The sequence below is a fragment of the Nocardia sp. NPDC006044 genome (assembly GCF_042871115.1).
In the GTDB taxonomy this organism is placed as follows: Bacteria; Actinomycetota; Actinomycetes; order Mycobacteriales; family Mycobacteriaceae; genus Nocardia.
In genome coordinates this window covers 103,873-123,673 of record NZ_JBIAID010000008.1, presented here as the reverse complement: position 1 = coordinate 123,673, position 19,801 = coordinate 103,873, and the positions used below count along the sequence as shown (strand labels likewise).

The window sequence follows — 19,801 nt, the reverse complement described above, 5'->3', positions numbered from 1 at the left end:
CCTTCGATCGAGAGAGCGAAACGTCAAGTGCGAGTAGCGCAATCCTGGCTGACCGACATCATCCAGCGCACCAACCCCGACTGGTCGGTGACGCCGGAGGAACTCGACGCGGGGTTCGTCCGTGTGGGTCTGGAGGTCGAAGAGGTCGACAAGCTGGAGCGGATCTCCGGTGACATCGACAAGCCGCTGGTCGTCGGCCGGGTCGCCGAGATCACCGAGCTGACCGAGTTCAAGAAGCCGATCCGCTTCTGCAAGGTCGACGTCGGCAACCCCGACCTTCAGGAAATCGTCTGCGGCGCAACCAACTTCGCCGTTGGCGACTTGGTCGTTGTGGTGCTGCCCGGCGGCGTGCTGCCCGGCGGTTTCGCCATCTCCTCGCGCAAGACCTACGGCCACGTGTCCAACGGCATGATCTGCTCGGTCGCCGAACTCGGTATCGGCAAGGATCACGCGGGCATCCTGGTGCTGGAGCCGGGCACCGCCGAGCCGGGCGCGGACGCGAACGAGCTGCTTGGCCTGGACGATACGGTCATCGAGCTGAACATCACCCCGGACCGCGGCTACTGCTTCTCGGTGCGCGGCCTGGCCCGCGAACTCGCCTGCGGTTTCGACCTCGACTACGCCGATCCGGCAGTGCGCACTGTGCCTACCCACCCCGTCGGCTCCGCCGCCGTCCATCCCCGTGTGCCGGACGACGAGGCAGACGCCTGGTCCATCACCCTCGAACCCGACTCCAAATGCACCCGCTTCGCCGCCCGCCGGGTCACCGGCATAGACCCGAAGGCGGTGAGCCCCTGGTGGTTACAGCGCAGGCTGCTGCTGTCCGGGGTGCGCCCGATCTCCCCGGCCGTCGACGTCACCAACTACGTGATGCTCGAACTCGGCCAGCCGCTGCACGCGTTCGACGCCGCCAAGCTGTCCGGCGGCCTGGTCGTGCGCACCGCGAACAAGGGTGAGACGCTGCGCACCCTCGACGAGGTCGAGCGCACCCTCGACGCCGAGGACGTGGTGATCGCCGACGATTCCGGCGTGGTCTCGCTGGCCGGTGTGATGGGCGGGGCGACCACCGAGGTCGGCGCCGACACGACGGATATCCTGCTCGAAGCCGCCACCTGGAACCCGCTGCTGGTCTATCGCACCTCGCGCAGGCACAAGCTGGTGTCCGAGGCGGGCAAGCGCTACGAGCGCGTGGTCGATCCGGAGATCAATGTCGCCGCGCTCGATCGCGCCGCCACCCTGCTGGCCGAAATCGCCGGTGGCACGGTCGAATCCGCGCTCACCGACGTCCGCGTCCCGGTGCCGTCCGCGCCGCCGATCCGGATGGACATCGACCTGGCCGACCGCGTGGCCGGCGTCGTCTACCCGACCGGCACCTCCGCGCGCCGCCTCGCCCAGATCGGCTGCACCGTCGAGGTCGCCGTGGACGAGACCACCGGGCACGGTCAGCTCGAGGTCACTCCGCCGAGCTGGCGGCCCGACCTGGCCCAGCCGGCCGACCTGGTCGAAGAGGTGCTGCGGCTGGAGGGGCTCGAGCAGATCCCGTCCGTGCTGCCCACCGCGCCCGCCGGGCGTGGCCTCACCGCCACCCAGCGTCGTCGCCGCGCGGTCGGCCGGGCGCTGGCCCTGGCCGGCGCCGTCGAGGTGCCCGCGTCGATCTTCATGTCCGGCAGCGTCTTCGACACCTGGGGGCTGGACGCCGACGACCCGCGCCGGACGACCACCCGGGTGCTGAACCCGCTCGACGCCGAGCGCGCCGAGCTGGCCACCACCCTGCTGCCCGCGCTGCTGGACGTGGCTTCCCGCAACATCTCTCGCGGCGCGCGCGACCTCACCATCTACGGCATCGCGCAGGTGGTGCTGCCCGGTGACAACGTGCATCCGGTCGAGGCGTTGCCGGTCGACCGTCGTCCCACCGACGATCAGATCGCCGACCTGCTCGGCTCGCTGCCCGCGCAGCCGGTGCACGTCGCGGCCGTTCTCACCGGTCGTCGCGAACCGCGGGGGCCGTGGGGTCCGGGTCGCCAGGCGGAGGCCGCCGACGCGTTCGCCCTCGCCGACGCGGTCGCGGACGCGGCGGGCGTCACGATCGAACGCCGCCCGGCCGCGTACCTGCCTTGGCATCCGGGGCGGTGCGCCGAACTCGTCGTCGACGGAAAGATCGTCGGCCACGCCGGCGAACTGCACCCCGCGGTGCTGGAACGCTCCGGCCTGCCGCCGCGCACCTGCGCCGTCGAACTCGACCTCGACGCCCTGCCGCTGCGCGAGTCCCGCCCCGCCCCAACGATTTCCCCGTTCCCGGCGGTGTTGCAGGACGTCTCGGTCAGCGTCGAGAAGACCACGCCCGCGGCGTCGGTGGAATCGGCCCTGCGCTCCGGCGGCGGTGAACTCCTCGAGGACATCACCCTGTTCGACGTCTACGAGGGCACCCAGGCCGGCGAGGGTCGCAAGTCCCTCACCTACGCGCTCCGCTTCCGCGCCACCGACCGCACGCTGACGGAGGACGAAGCAAGCGCGGCCCGCGACGCCGCAGTATCCGCCGCGGCGGATGCCGTCGGCGCGGTCCTGCGCGGCTAGCCCGATACGCGATCAGGCCCGGAAGCCGAAGCTTCCGGGCCTGATTCATGCGGCGCGGGTCAGCTGGTGCGGCACGCCTGGTCGAGCGCCGACATGGCGTTCTGCAATTCCTGGTCCTGCAGCACGGCGCCGAGCTGGTCGTCCGATACCGTGGCCGCCTTGTTCATGTACGGCACGGCGCCCGCGATGGCGGTCTTCACCGGGCCCTCGTCGGCGTTGGCCGCGGCCGCGTCCAACTTGCCCGCCGCGCTGCCGAAGGCCGCCTTCACCTCTGCCGCGGACCCGCCGCCGTTCGCCTTGGACGCATTGATCCCGGTGGTCAGCTCGTTGGCCGTCGCGCTGACGGACGCGCACGTGTCCGCATCGCTCACGGCACCCGCGGGCCCGGCTGCGGCGGTGAAGCCGGCGAGCGCCGTCACGAGAGTCACAGTCGCGAGAATCGTTGTCCGCATAAAAGACGTTCCCTTTCGTCGGTTGACAATCCCCGCCCTGTATACCCGCTCCGGCGCCGTCCGAAGCGGCCCGATTCCGGCGAGTCGCAGAGCTGCACGGTCGTGCAGATCGGTCAGGCCGGCTCGGGCACTGCCCGCCGCTCGCCGACCGAAATGCGCTCGACCACTGGTTTCTTCGCGGTGGCAAGCAGCGCGGCGCCGCCGGCGAGGACCGCGACCGCGTACGCCGACATTGCGGCGAATCCCAGCGATGTCCACATGGCCAGCATGAACACCGCGAGCAATCCGGCGGTAGCGGCCGCGGTGATCCGGGGGAGCAGTCCGACGACCAGCGCGAGCCCGAGCCCGAATTCGAGGATTGTCGCCGCGACGGCGGCCGGGGCGGCCAGTCCACCGGCGAAGCCGGGCAACAACGTTCGCGTGTAGTCGGCAAAGGAGTCGAACGACCCCCAGGAAACGCCGGCGTCTCCGGGCGCGCCGAGCAGTCCGAAGCGATCGGCCACCGAGCCGAGCAGCAGCAACCCGAGCGCCACCCGCGCGACGACGCTCACCACGCGAATGCGTCCGAGCGTCCCGGCTTGAAGCGCGACGATCGCGACGGCCGTCGCGGTGATCCAGCCGAGCGATCCGTCGAAGAACAACAGCCAGGCCAGTTCGGTGACCAGTGCGGCGCAGGCAAAACCCAATGCGGCACCACTGGGCAACCTGCTCTCCGCCGCTGCGCGCACCCTGGCCGCCGAACTCGACGCGGGCATCGCCGCGGCCGGTTTCGATCACGTCCGCGCGGCGCACGCTCCGGTCTTCCAGCTGATCGAACCGGACGGCACCCGGCTCACCTCGCTGGCGGATCGAGCCGGCATGACCAAACAGGCGATGGGTGAACTCGTCCGCCACCTCGAGGGGCACGGCTATGTCGAGGTCGACATCGACCCAGCCGACCGCCGGGCCCGGCTGGTCCGCCTGACCAAGCGCGGCTGGGCCGTGGTCGACGCGGGCGTCGCGGTGGTCGAGCGGTTCGACCGCCACCTCGACGCGATCGTCGGCGCCGACGAGGTCGCACGCCTGCGCGGCACGCTGCTGCGGATCATCGGCGGTGCGGGCTCCAGCTACGCCACCGGAGCGCAGGACCCGAAGGCCATGCGGGTCGAGTGACCGAATCCGGCCGGAAAGGGGTAAGAACGACATCATGCGACACCCGGCCAGTCCGATCCTGAACGCGCTGACGTACCTGCCCGATCGGCGGATTGTGCAGACGCCCGCCGTCCTCGGCCTTCGGTACACCGACCTGTCGATCGACACGGCCGACGGCGAGACGCTGCACGGCTGGTGGGTGCCCGCGCCGAAGTCGATCGGGCACATCCTGTTCGCGCACGGCAACGCGGGCAATGTCGGCGATCGGATCGCCCTGTTCGCGCTGCTGGTCGAGGCGGGATTCGACGTGCTCGCGTTCGACTATCGCGGCTATGGGCAGAGCACCGGCCGCCCGACCGAACACGGCACCTACCTGGACGCGCGGGCGGCTCGGCGGGTGCTGCTCGAACAACCCGGCGTCGATCCGAATCACGTTCTCTACCTTGGCAAGTCGCTCGGCGGCGGGGTCATGACGGAACTCGCGCTCGCGCATCCGCCCGCCGGGCTGATGCTGATGTCCACCTTCTCCGGCCTGCGCGACGCCGCCAGATCCGTCTATCCCTTCCTGCCGGGCCCGCTCGTCCCCGACGCGTATCCGAACGAAAAACGCATCCGCTCGCTGCGTGCGCCGGTCCTGATCATGCACGGCGACCAGGACGAACTCCTCCCGTTGCGGCACGCCGAACGCCTCTACGCCGCCGCCCGCGAACCGAAGAAACTGAAGGTCTTTCCCGGTGCGGGCCACAACGATCTGCTCATGGTGGGCGGCTCCGCCTGGTTCGAGCTGGTGCGTGACTGGGCCGGCGCCATCGTCCGGGCGTGAGGTCCGCGCCTGCGTAGCCTGGTGTCATGACTGAAAACAGCGAGATCGCGGCCCGTTTGGCCGCGTTGTCCGACCGCGAATTGGCCGGTCTCCTGCTGGTCGCCACGGCGGAACGGCCCGGCTTCGAGGTCGTGCACGCTGCCCTGCTCGGCCTCCTGGAAACCGGTGATACGATAACCGCTGGAAGTGTGACTCCTACCACGCTGCCCGCGTCGGTGCATGACGCGCCGCCGCTGCACGACGTATCCGGCCAGGTCGGAGGCGGTTCTGCGGTACCCGCGGTACCGGTACCGCCGACCGGTATCCCGGCACCGACTGAGACAGGTGGATATTCGCCCTCCGGTGTCCCTACTTGGGGGTCAGTTCGCGATAAGGTCGAGCAGCGCTTCGGCACCGCGCAGGGCATGGGCGAGCTGGATCAGCAGACCCCGGCGGGCCGCAGCGTCGACGAACAATGGGACGCGCGCGAGCGGGCGGCGCGTGAACGCCTGGATCAGATACGGAAGTCGTTGCGCGGCAACGATACCGAAACACACGGACCGTAACCTGACCTGGCGCACCGTACTACGACTGTGATGGGTGGAACACGATGACGGAGCCGCGCGAGATCGCCGAACGGCTACTCGATGCCCAGGTGGAATTCCTGCTTGCCGAGGTCACCGGCGAACGCTTCGCGGAAGTTGTTGCTCGCGACGTCGATTCGGTGCTCGGCGTCGCGGACACACTGGTCTTCCGCGACATCGTCGAGGTCGATCAGGCCAAGCAGACCGTCGCGACCATCATCGATCTGATCGGCGGCAGCCCGGTGATCGCCGACATGGTCGGGGTTTTCGCCGATTCGATCTATGACAACATCGCCGCCAACAACGACTACACCCTCGGCCAGGTGGTCGACCGCGAACCGGTCGAGGCGCTGCTGGAGAAGATCTTCGGCATGCACCAGGCGCAGGAGCGCATCCTGGACCGGCTCACCGAGAGCCCGCTGGTCGCCACCGTCGCGTCGAAGTTCGTGGACAAGCTGATCTCCGACTTCATGGAGGCGAACAAGCAGATCGCGGGCAAGATCCCCGGCGTCTCCTCGCTGATCTCCATGGGCCAGTCCGCGGCCAAGACCGCGAAGAAGGCCACGGAGAGCACCTTCATCGGCGACATGGCGGGCAAGGGCGCGGTGTTCGCGCTCAAGCGGACCAACAACGCGATCCGCGAAATGCTGCGGGACGCACCGGTTCACGACGCCGCCATGGAATTCTGGGATCTGCACGCCGACGAGCCGGTCAGCGGCCTGCGCGATTATCTGTCGCAGAAGGACCTGAACGAGCTGGTGCTGATCTGCTACGAAATCGCGGTCACCACTAGGGAGAAGGAATACTTCGGGCTGCTCGTCGACGAATGCGTCGAGGTGTTCTTCACGAAGTACGGCGATTACACGCTGGCGGCCATGTTGCCGGAGCTGGGACTGTCCGCCGCCGACATCAGCACCGAAATCTTGCGCTACGGCCCGGCGGTCATCGAGGGCGCCAAGCGAAACGGCGTGCTGTCCGCGTTGATTCGGGAGCGGCTCGAGCCGTTCTACACCTCGGAGAAGGTACTCGCCATTCTCGGCGGCGCGTAACCCCCCACCCTTCGCTAGCTGAGTGGTTGCCGACCGTGCGCAGGTCATTGCGCGCGGCGGCGCGGGCACGGTCGCCGCACGAGATGCGCGAACGACGCCGACTCGGCTACGATCCGTAGGCATTTCGGGCCGGCGCCCGGATGCCGACTGATCTCCTGATGTCCCGGCCGACCAGGTCGGGTTATTAAGTTCTGCTTCAACGTTGTACGACCTTTCTGTCCTGGACTGGACAGCGGGTGGCAACAGGTTGCAGCGCAGGTTGAAAAGTATGAACAAAGTTCCCTATTCGGGGTTCTCGAGTTGACGCCGGACCGGGCATATGGGATTTTGCTCGGAGACTTTCCGTGCGCTCGTCGTGGAGCTGTCACGGCCGGCTTTTCGGAGGAGTAGCAGGTTGGTGCGTTCACGTCTACGGCAACCAAAGCCCGGGGACACACCGGATCTCACTATTGCGGTTCCCTCCGCGTTGCCAAGCGGGAGAATTGCGGCCATCGCGCGGCCGCGCACCATCGGCGGTCAGCTGACCCGAATTCTGGCGCTCGCGCTGATTCTGGTGCTCGCGTTGCTGGGAGTGACTGTCTACCGCGAACTCTCGGACTACCGCGAGTCCAACGACACGGTGAAGGCCGTCTCGCTGGCGCTGAACGTGCAGGACCTCACCAACCAGATCCAGCGTGAGCTCGGTCTGAGCAACGGCCTGCTCGGCGGCGACAACCGCCTGCAGCAACCGCTGCTCGATCAGCGCGGCAAGGTCGACGCCGCGCTCGGCTCGCTCACCAGCGCCGCGGCCGGGGATGCCCCTGGCGCGGACCAGGTTCGGGCCGCGCTCGGCCAGCTGAATCTGCTGGCGAACACGCGCACGCAGATCGACTCGCGCCGGGTCAGCCGCCAGGTGGTGTTCCAGTTCTACACCGACGCCGTCACCGCGCTGAACCGGCTCGCGCTCGGCCTCGACCAGGCCCGCGACCCGCAGATCCAGCGCGGTCTGCAGGCGCTGTACGCGCTCGGCGCGGCCAAGGAGGAGGTCGACAAGGAGCGAGGCTTCCTCAACGGCGTCTTCACCGCGGGCCGGTTCAACGGCGGCGAGTACGTGCAGTTCATGGAGATCCGCTCGACCAAGCTCGCGGGCTTCACCGCGTTCTCCCGCTACGCGACCAAGGGCCAGCAGTCCAAGCTGGACGCGGCCATGCTGAGCGAGAACGCCATCAAGGCAGACCAATCCGAGAGCATCGCGATCGCCTCCAGCGACGGGCCGCTGGTCCGCGAGGTCGACCCGATGACGTGGTGGACGCAGATGTCCAGCGTTCTCGACGAGCAGCGCGCCGTGCAGCAGGCCGTCGGCGACGACGTGCAGGCTCGCGCGGACAGCCTGCGCGCCGCCGCGGCCACCAAGCTGATCGGCTTCCTCGTCGCCTCGGCCATCGCCATCGCCGCGATGATCGCGCTGGTGATCACCTCGGTGCGGGCCATCGTGCGCCCGCTGGCCGCGCTGGCCGGCGAGGCCGACGACGTGGCCTCGCGCCGGCTACCCCAGGTCATCGAGGCCTGGTCGCGGGCCGACGACAGCAGGCCGGAGGCGCCGATGCCGGTGCTGGCGCCCGCCGGTGCGAGTACCGAAATCGCCGCTCTGGCAGGCGCGCTCAACCGCGTGCAGACCACCGCCTTCGAGCTGGCCTCGCAGCAGGCGCTGGTGCGCCGCAACACCACGGAGTCGATGGCCAACCTGGCCCGGCGCAACCAGAACCTGGTGCGCCGCCAGCTGGGCCTGATCAGCGAGTTCGAACGCGAGGAACTCGATCCCAAGGGTCTGTCCAACCTGTTCGAGCTCGACCACCTCGCCACCCGCATGCGCCGCAACGCCGAAAGCCTGCTGGTGCTCGTCGGCGAGGCGAGCCCGCGCCGCTGGGCGCAGCCGATCGCGCTGAGCGACGTCATCCGGGCCGGTCTGTCCGAGGTCGACGACTACCGCCGGGTGGTGCTGCGCCGGGTGGACGATGTGATGATCACCGGCGCGGTGGTCAGCGAGCTGGCGCACATGCTGGCCGAGCTGATCGAGAACGGACTCGCCTTCTCCCCACCGGATCTCGAGGTCGAGATCTACGGCCGCCGGGTGCCGCACGGGTACCTGCTGGCCGTGGTCGACCACGGCGTCGGCATGCCGATGGACCAGCTGGCCCAGTCCAACGCCAGGCTGCGCGGCGAGCAGGACTTCATCGTCGCGCCGACCCGCTACCTCGGCCACTACGTGGTCGGTCGCCTGGCCGAGCGGCTCGGCATCGACGTCGAGCTCAATGTCTCGCCGGTCAGCGGCATCGTTGCCCGGATGTCGCTGCCGCTGGAAATCCTTGTGCAGGAACAAGATCGGCGGCCTGCCGCGGTGCAGGCGAAGATCTCCGGCACCGGTTTGGAGCGCTCCTGGGGCGCCGATTCGGAGTCGAGCGGCCAGCCCGAGCTGGAGCAGGCGCCGAATGGCAACGGCGCCATGACCTCTCCGGCGGTGATCCGGGGCAACACCGCGCCCGAACCGATTCCGCCGGCCCCGCGCGGTCCCGCCCACGCGGCACCGGCCGTCTCGTCGGACGAGCACAACGGGGCGGAACGCCGGGCCGAGGGTCCGTGGACCGCGGCGCAGCGGGCGGTACCGCGCGAGGATCAGTACAACGGTCCGCAGCATGCCGCGCCGAGCGCCCCCGCGCCCTCCGCGTACTCCCAATTCGTTTCTCCGCCATCGGTTTCCACGCCGCCGTCGGCGGTGCCCGCACAGTCGAGCAACCTCACCGATACCGGAACCTGGCGACTGCCCGATTCGCCGGACGGTCACTACGGTGTCGCCGAAAGCCTGTACAGCGGCAACGGATCGGCTACCGCCAGTCCCGGCCAGCGCACCACGCGTAACGGGCTTGTCAAGCGCAACAAGAAGTCTCGCACCGCGGGCACCGCGCCGGGCACGGATCCGCGCCGCGACGCCAACGGCGCGGCCGAACGTCCGGATCGGGCGCCGATTCCGGAACGTTCGCCGGAGGAAACCCGTAGCATGCTTTCGTCGTTCCGGGCCGGACACGAGCGCGGCGCCCCGCCGCCGCCGTCGACCACCCGTCCGTATGTCGGTGCCCGCGACCACGACACCCGCGCCGACGATCAGGCTCAGACCATCGCAGAGGAGAACCGGTGACCACTCACTTGCCGAGCGCCGACCCGCACACGTTCAACTGGATGCTCGCGAACTTCGTCCGGGAAACCGACGGTGTCCGCGATACCGTCGCGGTCTCCTCGGACGGTTTGCTCATCGCAATGTCGGACGGCCTGGACCGCACCTCGGCGGACCGCCTCTCGGCCATGGTTTCGGGGCTGGCCAGCCTCGCCAAGAGCGCGTCACGCAGTTACTCCTTCGACGGACTCAAACTGATCATGATCGAGATGAAGCGGGGCTTCCTGCTCGTCTCGGCCATGGGTGACGGCAGCTGCCTCGGCGTGATCGCCGACGGCAGTTGCGATGTCGGCCTTGTCGGCTACGAAATGGCCGTGCTGGCCGAACGCGCCGGGTCGCTCCTTGACCCGGCGTTGATATCCGAGTTGCGAGAGACGTTGCGAAGATGAGAGATCCTGACCGGCCGAGGCTGCCGGACCCGCGGATGATCCCGATGAATCAGATGTTCGGGTGGTTCGATCCGGACCGCCCAGGCCAGCAACAACCACCGGCCGAAGAACTTGTCGACAGTGATGAACAGTTTGTGCGTCCCTTTGTCGTCACCGCGGGGCGCACTACGCCGTTGATGGACGGTTTGCGCATCGAGACCCTGGTGCAGGCGCCGCCCTCGGCGTTGTCCGCACCGCTGCAATTCGAACAGCGCACCGTGGTGCAGCTGTGCCAGCAGCCCCACTCCATCGCCGAAATCGGTACCGCGCTGCGCGTTCCGGTCGGTGTAGCGAAGGTCGTCGTGAGCGATCTCGTCGCCGGTGGGTACGCGACCGTGCGCGAGGCCGATCAACTGTCCACCGCTGCCATCGAGAGGATCAGGGACCTTGTACGGGCACTCTGACATGAACACTGCGCCGCCACCGCCGACGATGCCGTCGTCGGTGAAGATCGTGATCAGCGGCGGATTCGGTGTCGGCAAAACAACATTCATCGGGGCGATCTCCGAGATCGAGCCGCTGGTCACCGAGGCGGCGATGACCGAGGTGTCGCTCGGCGTCGACGATCCGGGCCGGCGCGCGGACAAGACCCAGACCACGGTCGCGCTCGATTTCGGCCGAATCACGTTGGACCGCTCGCTGATTCTGTACCTGTTCGGCACGCCCGGCCAGGACCGCTTCGTCTTCCTCTGGGACGACCTGGTGGACGGCGCGCTCGGCGCGGTGATCATGGTGGACACCAGCCGGATCGGCGACTGCTACCCGGTGCTGGACTACTTCGAGGAGAAGCAGACGCCGTTCGTGGTGGTGGTCAACCGTTTCGACAACGGCGTGCACTTCGACCTCGGCGAGGTGCGCGAGGCGCTGGAGCTCGACGACTGGATCCCGGTGCTGGAATGCGATGCGCGCGACCGGGAATCGGTCAAAGACGTGCTCGTCGCCCTCCTGGAGCAGGTGCTGTTCCACCGACTATCGGTGCAGGGACTGCCTGCCTGACGTTTCCATCGAACGGGACACGACCACGGCGGCCGTCGAAAGCGGGGCCGGGTCATGTCCCGTTCGGCGTCTAAGGTGGCGGGGGTGGGTGAGCAGAAGGAGCGGATGCTCCGCGGGGAGTTGTACCGGGACAACGATCCCGAGCTGGAGGCGGAGCGGGAGCGCGCGCAGCGGTTGTGCGACGAGTTCAATCGCAGCGAGGCCGGGGATCGGGCGGGGCGGGAGGCGACGCTGCGGGCGTTGCTGGGGAAGTTCGGCGAGGGGTCGTGGATCCGGCCGCGGTTCCAGTGCGACTACGGGTACCTGATCGAGATCGGCACGAACAGTTTCCTGAATTTCGATGCGATCCTGCTGGATTGCGCGCCGATCAGCATCGGTAACGACGTGTCGATCGGGCCGCGATGCCAGCTGCTGACCGCGTTGCACCCGATGGCAGACCACGAACTGCGCAGGCAGCGCTGGGAGACCGCCGCGCCGATCCGGATCGGGAACAACGTGTGGTTCGGCGGCGGGGTGATCGTGTGCCCGGGGGTGACGGTCGGGGACGACACCGTGGTCGGCGCGGGCAGCGTGGTCACCCGGGATCTGCCGCCGAAGGTGTTCGCCGCGGGCAATCCGGCGCGGGTGATCCGCGAGCTGTGATCGCTGTCGTAGCGGATGGTTAGCCTGGGGTCATGTTGCGGACCCTCGCCATCGAGAACTACCGGTCGTTACGACAACTGACCATGCCGTTGGGCCAGCTCAATGTGGTGACCGGGGCGAACGGCAGCGGCAAATCCAGTCTGTATCGGACCCTGCGGCTGCTGGCGGACTTCTCCCGCAACGGGGCCATCGCCGCGCTGGCCCGCGAAGGTGGCGTGGCTTCCACGCTGTGGGCGGGGCAGGGCGGCATCGGTGACGGAACCGTCAAAGGCGATTCGATAGGCGTGCGGGTCGGGTTCGCCGGGGAAGACTTCGGTTACGCCGCCGAGCTGGGTATGCCGGTGCCCGATCGCACCTCGATGTTCAACCGCGATCCGGTGATCAAAACCGAGGCGGTCTGGGCCGGCCCGGTGCTGCGCCCGTCCACCCTGCTGGCCGACCGCGGCGGTCCCGTCGTACGACTACGCGACGGCGACGGCGGCTGGGCGATGGTGCCGCACACCGTGCGACCGTTCGACAGCATGCTCAGCGAACTGGCCGATCCGCAGAGCGCGCCGGACCTGCTGGTGCTGCGCGAACGCATCCGGTCCTGGCGGTTCTACGACCATCTCCGCACCGACGCCGACGCGCCCGCCCGATCACCGCAGGTCGGCACCCGGACGATGGTCCTGGGCCACGACGGCGCCGATCTGGCCGCGGCGCTGCAAACCATCCGGGAGATCGGCGACGCGCACATCCTCACCCAGTCGATCGACCGCGCGTTCCCCGGCAGTGAGGTCGAAATCATCGACCGGGACGGCAGATTCGAACTCGCGCTCTACCAGCGCGGCCTGGTCCGCCCGCTCGGTGGCGCCGAACTCTCCGACGGCACCCTGCGGTATCTGCTTCTGGTCGCCGCCCTCCTGACCCCGCGCCCACCCGCACTCCTGGTGCTCAACGAGCCCGAAACCAGCCTGCATCCCGAACTGCTGGCTCCGCTCGCCGAACTCATCGCCACCGTCTCGGCGGACACCCAGGTCGTGGTCGTCACGCACGCGTCACCACTGGTCACCGCGCTGACCGCGAGCGCGCCGGAGTTGCACACCATCGAGCTGGTCAAGGAGAACGGTGCGACGACCATCGCGGGCCAAGGTCGGCTCGACCAACCGCCCTGGTACTGGCCGAAACGCTAGCCAATTGAGCCCCGGCCGATGAGTTCGTGTCGCCTCAGCCGTCAGTAGTGATGCCCTGCCTACTTAAGGAGAACTAACAATGAGCAACGGCAAAGATCTCGCACTCACCCATGTCGCCCTGCTCGTCGGCGATCAGGACCAGGCCCTCCAGTTCTATCGCGACGTGCTCGGCCTCGAGGTCCGCCAGGACATGCCGTTTCCCGGCGGCCGCTGGCTGACCGTCGGGCCGGCCGATCAGCCCGGTCTCGAATTCATCCTCGAGGTGCCGGAGATGAACCCGGATGCGGTGGCGCGCGAGGCGGCGCAGGCGCGATTGAAGAACGGCGCGGCGGGGACGCTGATCTTCAGCGTCCAGTCGGCCGACGACACCTTCGCCCGGCTGCGCGACGCCGGCGTCGCGGTCACCCAGGAACCGATCACCCAGCCCTACGGCATGCGCGACTGTGGGTTCCGCGACCCGTGGGGCAACCATCTCCGGTTCTCCGAGGTTCTCGGCTGAGTCCCGGAACTCGTTGACCCCCTGGGCTTTCCAGGCGTCAACTGGCGCGGGTCAGCACCGCGACCGGTAGCTTGCGCGAGGTGAGCGCCTGGTAGGTCGCGAAGTCCGGGTACTGGTCCACCAGCTTGCGCCAGTACCCGGCGTACTCGTCCGGATCGGTGATCACCCGCGCGGTCACCGCCCAGCTTTCCCGGCCGACCCGCACCTGCCCGCCGCCGGCGGCGACCAGATTGCCCCACCAGGCGGGCGGTTTCGGGTTGCCGCCGTAGGACCCGGTGACCAGCAGATCGTCGCCGTCGCGGACCAGCATCAGGATCACCGGGCGCGGCTCGCCGGTCTTGCGTCCGGGCACGGTCAGCTGGAATACCGGGCGGCCCATGAACTTTCCGAGCACCGTGCCGTCGAATCGTTGATACACCGCGTTGTGCAGGCGGCTCTGCCAGCGGCTGATCGCGTTGAGCCTGGTGGTGCCGAAATGCGCGAATCGGCCGCTGAGGGTGAGCGTGGGACTGTCGGGGGTGTTCTCGGCCATGGTCGTCCTCCCGGGTGCTGCGGTGCCGTTCGCCGGCCCGCGGCGACACGGTGTGGGCGGCGTCGCATACCAACGGGGACCGGACGGCAATACTGTCTGATCATGGGTGAATCGACGAGCGAGACGCAACACGACGACGCCATCCGGCCGCTACGCGACGACATCCGGTTTCTCGGCGGGGTACTCGGCGACGCCATCCGCGACCACGAGGGTCCCGAGGTGTTCGACCTGATCGAGCGGGTGCGCATCGAGGCCTTCCGGGTGCGCCGGGCCGAGGTCGAGCGCAGCGCGGTGGCGGAGATGCTCGACGGGGTCGACATCGCGGTGGCCTTGCCGCTGATCCGCGCGTTCAGCTACTTCGTGCTGCTGGCCAACCTGGCCGAGGACATCCAGCGCGATCGCCGGCGCAAGGCGCACGAGGCGGCCGGTGAGCCGCCGCAGGATTCGTCGCTGGCCGCCACCTATCGCAAGCTCGACGCGGCCGCGCTGGACGGCGCCGAGGTCGCCGACCTGCTGGCCGACGCGCTGGTGTCGCCGGTGATCACCGCGCACCCCACCGAAACTCGCCGCCGCACGGTGTTCGACAGCCAGACCCGGATCACCGAACTGATGCGGCTGCGTCAGCGCTACACCGAAACCGACCGGGAGCGCGCCGGTTTCGAGCAGCAGATCCGCAGGCAGGTGCTCAGCCTGTGGCGCACCGCGCTGATCCGGTTGCAGCGCTTGCGGATCCAGGACGAGATCTCGGTCGGCCTGCGCTACTACGACATCACCCTGTTCGACGTGATCCCGGCGATCAACGCCGAGGTGCGCGCGGCACTGCGCTCGCGCTGGCCTGGTGCCGAGCTGCTGCCCAGGCCGATCCTGCGCCCCGGCTCCTGGATCGGCGGCGACCGGGACGGAAACCCGTACGTGACCGCGGATGTCGTGCGCCAGGCCGGGCACCAGGCGGCGCTGGTCGCCTTCTCCCGCTACCTGCGCGAACTGGTGGAACTGGAAAAGGCGCTGGCCCTCTCGGCGCGGCTCGTTCAGGTGACACCCGAGGTGGCCGCCCTGGCCGAGGCCGGATACCCCGACCCCGCCACCCACGCCGACGAACCGTATCGCCGTGCGCTGCACACCATTCGAGGCAGGCTGACCGCCACCGCGCGGCGCGCCCTCGGTGAACTCCCGCCGGACGGACTCGATGTCGGCGCGGACCCGTACCCGACCCCGCAGGCCGTGCTCGACGACCTCGACGCGGTGGACGCCTCCCTGCGCGCCAGCGGCGACGGCCTGCTCGCCGACGACCGCCTCGCCGCGCTGCGGCACGCCGTCGAGACCTTCGGGTTTCACCTCCAGGGCCTGGACATGCGGCAGAACTCGGAGGTGCACGAGCAGGTCGTCGCCGAGCTGTTCGCCTGGGCGGGAGTGCATCCGGACTACGCGAGCCTGCCCGAAGCGCAGCGCGTCGAGCTGCTCGCCGGGGAACTGCGCACCCGCCGCCCGCTGCTCGGCCCGCACGCCAGGCTGAGCGAGCTGGCCCGCAAGGAGGTCGACATCGTCTGCGCCGCACGCGATGTCGTCGACACGTTCGGCACCGAAGCGGTGCCCAACTACATCATCAGCATGTGTACCTCGGTCAGCGACATGCTGGAGGCGGCGCTGCTGTTGAAGGAGGGCGGCCTGCTCGATCCCGGCGAGCCGGACGGCCCGCCGCACTGCTCGGTGGGCATCGTCCCGCTGTTCGAGACCATCGAGGACCTCGGCGCCGGAGCAGCGACTTTGGCTGCGGCACTGGATGTTCCGGCGTACCGCGACCTGGTCGCCGCGCGCGGGATGCGGCAGGAGGTGATGCTCGGATACTCCGACTCCAACAAGGACGGCGGCTACCTCGCGGCCAACTGGGCGCTGTACCGCGCCGAACTCGATCTCGTCGAGGTGGCCCGCAAGGCCGGAATCCGGTTGCGGCTCTTCCACGGTCGCGGCGGCACCGTCGGCCGCGGCGGCGGCCGCAGCTACGACGCCATCCTCGCCCAGCCCGCCGGCGCCGTGCGCGGCTCGCTGCGGCTGACCGAGCAGGGTGAGGTGATCGCCGCCAAGTACGCCGAACCCGGTGCGGCGCACCGCAACCTGGAATCCCTCATCGCGGGCACCTTGGAGTCCACGCTGCTCGACGTGGAGGGTCTCGGCGCGGACGCGGAACCGTCCTACGAGCTCATGGACGAGCTCGCCGACCGGGCCCGCGCCGCCTACGCCCGCCTGGTGCACGAAACACCGGGATTCGTCGAGTATTTCCGCCAGTCCACCCCGGTGGCCGAGGTCGGCGACCTGAACATCGGCAGCAGGCCCGCCTCGCGCAAACCGACCAACTCGGTGTCGGATCTGCGCGCCATCCCGTGGGTGATGTCCTGGAGCCAGGCCAGGGTGATGCTGCCCGGCTGGTACGGCACCGGCACCGCGCTGGAGGAATGGATCGGCGGCGATCCGGAACGGCTCGCGACACTGACCGATCTGTATCGGCGCTGGCCGTTCCTGCGCACCGTGCTGTCGAATCTGGCGCAGGTGATGGCCAAGAGCGACCTCGACATCGCCGCCCGCTACGCCGAGCTGGTCGAGGACGTGGCGCTGCGCGAGCAGATCTTCGGCATGATCCGCGACGAGCACGCCAGGACCATCCGGATGCACGCCGCGATCACCGGCAACGATCACCTGCTCGCTGACAACCCGTCGCTGGCCGAGTCGATCCACAACCGCTTCCCCTACCTGGAGCCGCTGAACCAGATGCAGGTGGAGCTGCTGCGCAGGCTGCGGGCGGGCGACGATTCGGAACTGGTCAAGCGCGGCATCCTGCTCACCATGAACGGCCTCGCCACCGCGTTGCGCAACTCGGGCTAGCCCGGACGAGGCTTCAGCGTGCCGCGCGCGCCTGTGCGGCCTGGGACAGGGTGGTATCGACGAACGCCTGAGCCGCGGCGGTCAGCGGGCCGCCGCGGTGCACCAGCCACTGCGGCAGCTTCTCCGGCGGGTCGAACCGATAGACCTCGGCCCCCGCGCGCATCGCCAGGTCGTGCCAGCCGTCCGGCATCAGCCCGGAGCCGATGCCGCGCAGCACCATCGGCAGCACCACGCTGCGGTCGCCGACCTCGGCCGCGATGTGCAGGTCGCCGACGGTGGCGGCGAGCCGGTCGAACCGCGCCCGGACCGCGGTGGCCGGCTGGGTGATGACAAAGCTCATGCCGCGCAGGTCTTCTGGCGTGACTGTGCCATCGGTGCCGATCGTCGTGCCCGGGGGAGCGACGAGCAGGAACTGTTCGTCGCGCAGGTGATGGGCCACCAGACCGCGGCCTGCGGGACGTTCCGCGCTGCCGCAGACCCCGGCTTCGCAGCGCCCGCGCAACACCATGGCGACCACCTCGGCGGCGGACAGTGCCGACCAGGTGCCGACCGTCAGCCCCGGGTGATGCTCGCGCAGTTCGGCGATGGTGCTGATCACCGGCTCCAGCGTGGAGGATGAGGTGGCCGCCACATCCACCCGTCCGACCACGCCCTCGCCGACCGCCTGCGCGGCCGCCCGCAGCGCGTCCAGATCACGCAGCACCTGCCGCGCCCGGTCGGCCATGAACTCGCCCGCGTTGCTGAGCACCGCGTTGCGCCCGACCCGGTGGAACAGTGCCACCCCGAGCTCGCGCTCCAGCTTGCCGATCGCCCGCGACAGCGACGGCTGGGCTACCCGCAAAGCCCGCGCGGCGTGGGTGAACCCGCCGTGCTCGACGATGGCGACGAAGTACTCGAGCTGCCTGCGTTCCATAACCATAGGCTATCGGTTTGGTGCCATAGATGTCTTGGACGTACGTACCGCTATAAGGCGATACTCGGCAGGTGTTCACCACGCGTCCTACCTTGCAGGGCACCTTCGGGATGGTGTCGTCAACCCACTGGCTCGCCTCGGCCGCCGCGATGGCGGTGCTCGAGAACGACGGTAACGCGTTCGACGCGGCGGTCGCCGCGGGGTTCGTGTTGCACGTGGTCGAGCCGCATCTGAACGGCCCGGCCGGTGAGGTGCCGATCATTCTCGCACCCGCGGGCCTGCCGCCGCGCGTGCTGTGTGGCCAGGGCCCCGCCCCGGCCGGCGCCACCATCGCCCGCTACAACGCGCTCGGCCTGGACCTGGTGCCCGGCACCGGCCCGCTTGCCGCCGCGGTCCCCGGCGCGTTCGACGCCTGGATGGTGCTGCTGCGCGATCACGGCACGAAGCGGCTGGCCGAGGTGCTGTCCTATGCGATCGGCAACGCCGAGCGTGGCCACCCCGCGGTCGAGCGGGTCGGCGAGACCGTCGAGACGGTGGCCGAGCTGTTCGAGAACGAATGGACCACCTCCGCCGAGCTCTACCTGAAGGACGGAAAGGCCCCTGCCGCAGGCGCATTGCTGCGCAATCCGGTGCTCGCCGCGACGTGGCGCAGGCTGATCACCGAGGCCGAGGCCGCGAGCTCCGACCGGGACGGCCAGATCGAGGCCGCCCGGCGCGTCTGGCGCGAGGGCTTCATCGCCGAAGCGCTGGCCGCCGCGGCCGCGCGCCCGACCATGGACACCTCCGGCGAACGTCACGTCGGCTGGCTGACCGGTGACGATCTCGCGAATTTCAGTGCGACATACGAGAATCCGGTCACCTACACCTGGAACGGCTGGACCGTCGCGAAGCCGGGTCTGTGGAGCCAGGGCCCGGTCCTGCTGCAACAGCTCGCGCTCCTGCCGGAACGACTGGAGTACGGCACGCCGGAGTACTACCACACGCTGATCGAGGGCTCGAAGCTCGCGATGGCCGACCGGGAGGCGTGGTACGGCGACAGCACCCAGGTCTCGCTGTCCACCCTGCTTTCCCCGTGGTACAACGCCCAGCGCAGCGCGCTTATCGGACCGCAGGCGTCCTACGAACTGCGTCCGGGCAGCCCGGACGGCCAGCGGCCGCGGTTGAGCGGCTACGTGCAGACCAATTCCGTTGGGGCCGTTGACGCCGCGGTGGGCGCGGGCGAGCCGACGGTGGCCACCTCCGGCGCCACCCGCGGCGACACCTGCCAGCTCGATATCGTCGACCGCTGGGGCAACATGATCGCGGCGACGCCCAGTGGTGGCTGGCTGCAATCGAATCCGGTGGTCCCCGAGCTCGGTTTCCCGCTCGGCACCCGACTACAGATGTCCTGGCTGGAGCCGGGACTGCCCAACTCGCTCGCGCCGGGCCGCCGCCCGCGCACCACGCTCAGCCCGTCGCTGGCGCTGCGCGACGGCGAAGCGGTGATGGCGTTCGGTACGCCGGGCGGCGATCAACAGGATCAGTGGAGCCTGCATTTCTTCCTGGCCGTGGCGCTGCGCGAGAAAGTGCGCGGCGGACTCGATCTGCAAGGCGCCATCGATGCCCCGAACTGGCATCAGGAAAGTTTCCCCGGCTCGTTCTATCCGCGGGCGATGAGCCCGGGCGCGGTGATCGTGGAGTCGCGCATCGGCACCGAGGTCATCGCCGACCTGGAACGACGCGGGCACAGCGTCACGGTGGGCCCGCCGTGGTCGGAAGGCCGGTTGTGCGCGGTAGCTCGCGACCGGGAGAACGGTGTACTTTCAGCTGGAGCCAATCCCAGGGGCATGCAGGGCTACGCCGCGGGACGATAACTGAACAACTAAATGGAGAATAGCGGTCCGGATACGCCGGACCGCTATTTGTCGTGTCATTTGGAAGGTGCCGCCGATTCGTGCGATGG

At 69.1% G+C, this 19,801-nt stretch carries 18 protein-coding genes; 14 read left to right on the top strand and 4 right to left on the bottom strand.

The genetic code is table 11. The features are described from left to right. Positions 1 to 27: 27 nt before the first annotated feature. On the top strand, positions 28 to 2,574 hold the full coding sequence (pheT, locus tag ACFYO1_RS42495; RefSeq protein WP_387244972.1) for a phenylalanine--tRNA ligase subunit beta: 2,547 nt from the start codon (positions 28 to 30) through the stop codon (positions 2,572 to 2,574). Between the two features lie 59 nt (positions 2,575 to 2,633). Here pheT and ACFYO1_RS42490 read toward each other — a convergent pair whose 3' ends face one another. Together ACFYO1_RS42490 and ACFYO1_RS42485 are read right to left on the bottom strand one after the other, a co-directional pair. Continuing rightward, positions 2,634 to 3,002 carry a hypothetical protein gene (locus ACFYO1_RS42490; RefSeq protein WP_387244969.1) on the bottom strand — a complete coding sequence of 123 codons (369 nt, stop codon included), beginning with the start codon at positions 3,000 to 3,002 and terminating at the stop codon, positions 2,634 to 2,636. A 137-nt stretch (positions 3,003 to 3,139) separates the two neighbouring features. Further along, complete coding sequence (locus tag ACFYO1_RS42485; RefSeq protein WP_387244966.1) at positions 3,140 to 3,712, bottom strand: hypothetical protein; 573 nt, start codon at positions 3,710 to 3,712, stop codon at positions 3,140 to 3,142. Between ACFYO1_RS42485 and ACFYO1_RS42480 the strand changes: the two genes are divergently transcribed. The 11 genes from ACFYO1_RS42480 (at position 3,684) to ACFYO1_RS42430 (ending at position 13,537) form a co-directional block, all read left to right on the top strand. Then, positions 3,684 to 4,178, top strand: a complete 495-nt coding sequence (locus tag ACFYO1_RS42480) for a MarR family winged helix-turn-helix transcriptional regulator (protein ID WP_387244963.1) — start codon at positions 3,684 to 3,686, stop codon at positions 4,176 to 4,178. The genes ACFYO1_RS42485 and ACFYO1_RS42480 overlap by 29 nt on opposite strands. 34 nt (positions 4,179 to 4,212) lie before the next feature. Next, on the top strand, positions 4,213 to 4,980 hold the full coding sequence (locus ACFYO1_RS42475) for an alpha/beta hydrolase (RefSeq protein WP_387244961.1): 768 nt from the start codon (positions 4,213 to 4,215) through the stop codon (positions 4,978 to 4,980). Between the two features lie 26 nt (positions 4,981 to 5,006). Beyond that, positions 5,007 to 5,525: a hypothetical protein gene (locus tag ACFYO1_RS42470; protein WP_387244958.1), complete on the top strand. Its 519-nt coding sequence runs from the start codon at positions 5,007 to 5,009 to the stop codon at positions 5,523 to 5,525. Positions 5,526 to 5,569: 44 nt separating this feature from the next. Continuing rightward, positions 5,570 to 6,592, top strand: coding sequence for a hypothetical protein (locus tag ACFYO1_RS42465; protein ID WP_387244955.1), 1,023 nt, complete (start codon positions 5,570 to 5,572; stop codon positions 6,590 to 6,592). Positions 6,593 to 7,058: 466 nt separating this feature from the next. Then, a complete protein-coding gene (locus ACFYO1_RS42460; RefSeq protein ID WP_387244952.1) occupies positions 7,059 to 9,764 on the top strand; it encodes a nitrate- and nitrite sensing domain-containing protein in 2,706 nt (901 codons plus the stop codon). Between the two features lie 41 nt (positions 9,765 to 9,805). Further along, complete coding sequence (locus tag ACFYO1_RS42455) at positions 9,806 to 10,189, top strand: roadblock/LC7 domain-containing protein (RefSeq protein WP_378722643.1); 384 nt, start codon at positions 9,806 to 9,808, stop codon at positions 10,187 to 10,189. 53 nt (positions 10,190 to 10,242) lie between these two features. Continuing rightward, on the top strand, positions 10,243 to 10,632 hold the full coding sequence (locus ACFYO1_RS42450; RefSeq protein ID WP_364737692.1) for a DUF742 domain-containing protein: 390 nt from the start codon (positions 10,243 to 10,245) through the stop codon (positions 10,630 to 10,632). A gap of 49 nt (positions 10,633 to 10,681) precedes the next feature. Next, the gene (locus tag ACFYO1_RS42445; protein WP_387245229.1) at positions 10,682 to 11,224 is read left to right on the top strand and encodes an ATP/GTP-binding protein; all 543 of its coding nucleotides are present in this window, start codon (positions 10,682 to 10,684) and stop codon (positions 11,222 to 11,224) included. A gap of 84 nt (positions 11,225 to 11,308) precedes the next feature. After that, complete coding sequence (locus ACFYO1_RS42440) at positions 11,309 to 11,866, top strand: sugar O-acetyltransferase (RefSeq protein WP_387244949.1); 558 nt, start codon at positions 11,309 to 11,311, stop codon at positions 11,864 to 11,866. 32 nt (positions 11,867 to 11,898) lie between these two features. Beyond that, positions 11,899 to 13,038 (top strand): AAA family ATPase, encoded by a 1,140-nt coding sequence (locus ACFYO1_RS42435; protein WP_387244946.1) that lies wholly within the window; start codon positions 11,899 to 11,901, stop codon positions 13,036 to 13,038. A 79-nt stretch (positions 13,039 to 13,117) separates the two neighbouring features. Beyond that, positions 13,118 to 13,537, top strand: a complete 420-nt coding sequence (locus ACFYO1_RS42430) for a VOC family protein (RefSeq protein ID WP_387244943.1) — start codon at positions 13,118 to 13,120, stop codon at positions 13,535 to 13,537. A 37-nt stretch (positions 13,538 to 13,574) separates the two neighbouring features. Here the strand turns inward: ACFYO1_RS42430 and ACFYO1_RS42425 are convergent, their stop codons facing one another. After that, positions 13,575 to 14,069: a nitroreductase/quinone reductase family protein gene (locus tag ACFYO1_RS42425; RefSeq protein WP_387244940.1), complete on the bottom strand. Its 495-nt coding sequence runs from the start codon at positions 14,067 to 14,069 to the stop codon at positions 13,575 to 13,577. A gap of 102 nt (positions 14,070 to 14,171) precedes the next feature. Between ACFYO1_RS42425 and ppc the strand changes: the two genes are divergently transcribed. Beyond that, on the top strand, positions 14,172 to 16,946 hold the full coding sequence (gene ppc, locus ACFYO1_RS42420; RefSeq protein WP_387244937.1) for a phosphoenolpyruvate carboxylase: 2,775 nt from the start codon (positions 14,172 to 14,174) through the stop codon (positions 16,944 to 16,946). A 13-nt stretch (positions 16,947 to 16,959) separates the two neighbouring features. On the opposite strand, the gene ACFYO1_RS42415 is transcribed toward ppc, so the two are convergent. Continuing rightward, entirely contained in the window at positions 16,960 to 17,859 is a 900-nt protein-coding gene (locus ACFYO1_RS42415) for a LysR family transcriptional regulator (protein ID WP_387244934.1), read from the bottom strand. Positions 17,860 to 17,930: 71 nt separating this feature from the next. Here ACFYO1_RS42415 and ACFYO1_RS42410 point away from each other — a divergent pair, with 71 nt between their 5' ends. Next, positions 17,931 to 19,712 (top strand): gamma-glutamyltransferase family protein, encoded by a 1,782-nt coding sequence (locus tag ACFYO1_RS42410; RefSeq protein WP_387244931.1) that lies wholly within the window; start codon positions 17,931 to 17,933, stop codon positions 19,710 to 19,712. The last annotated feature ends 89 nt before the right edge of the window (positions 19,713 to 19,801 follow it).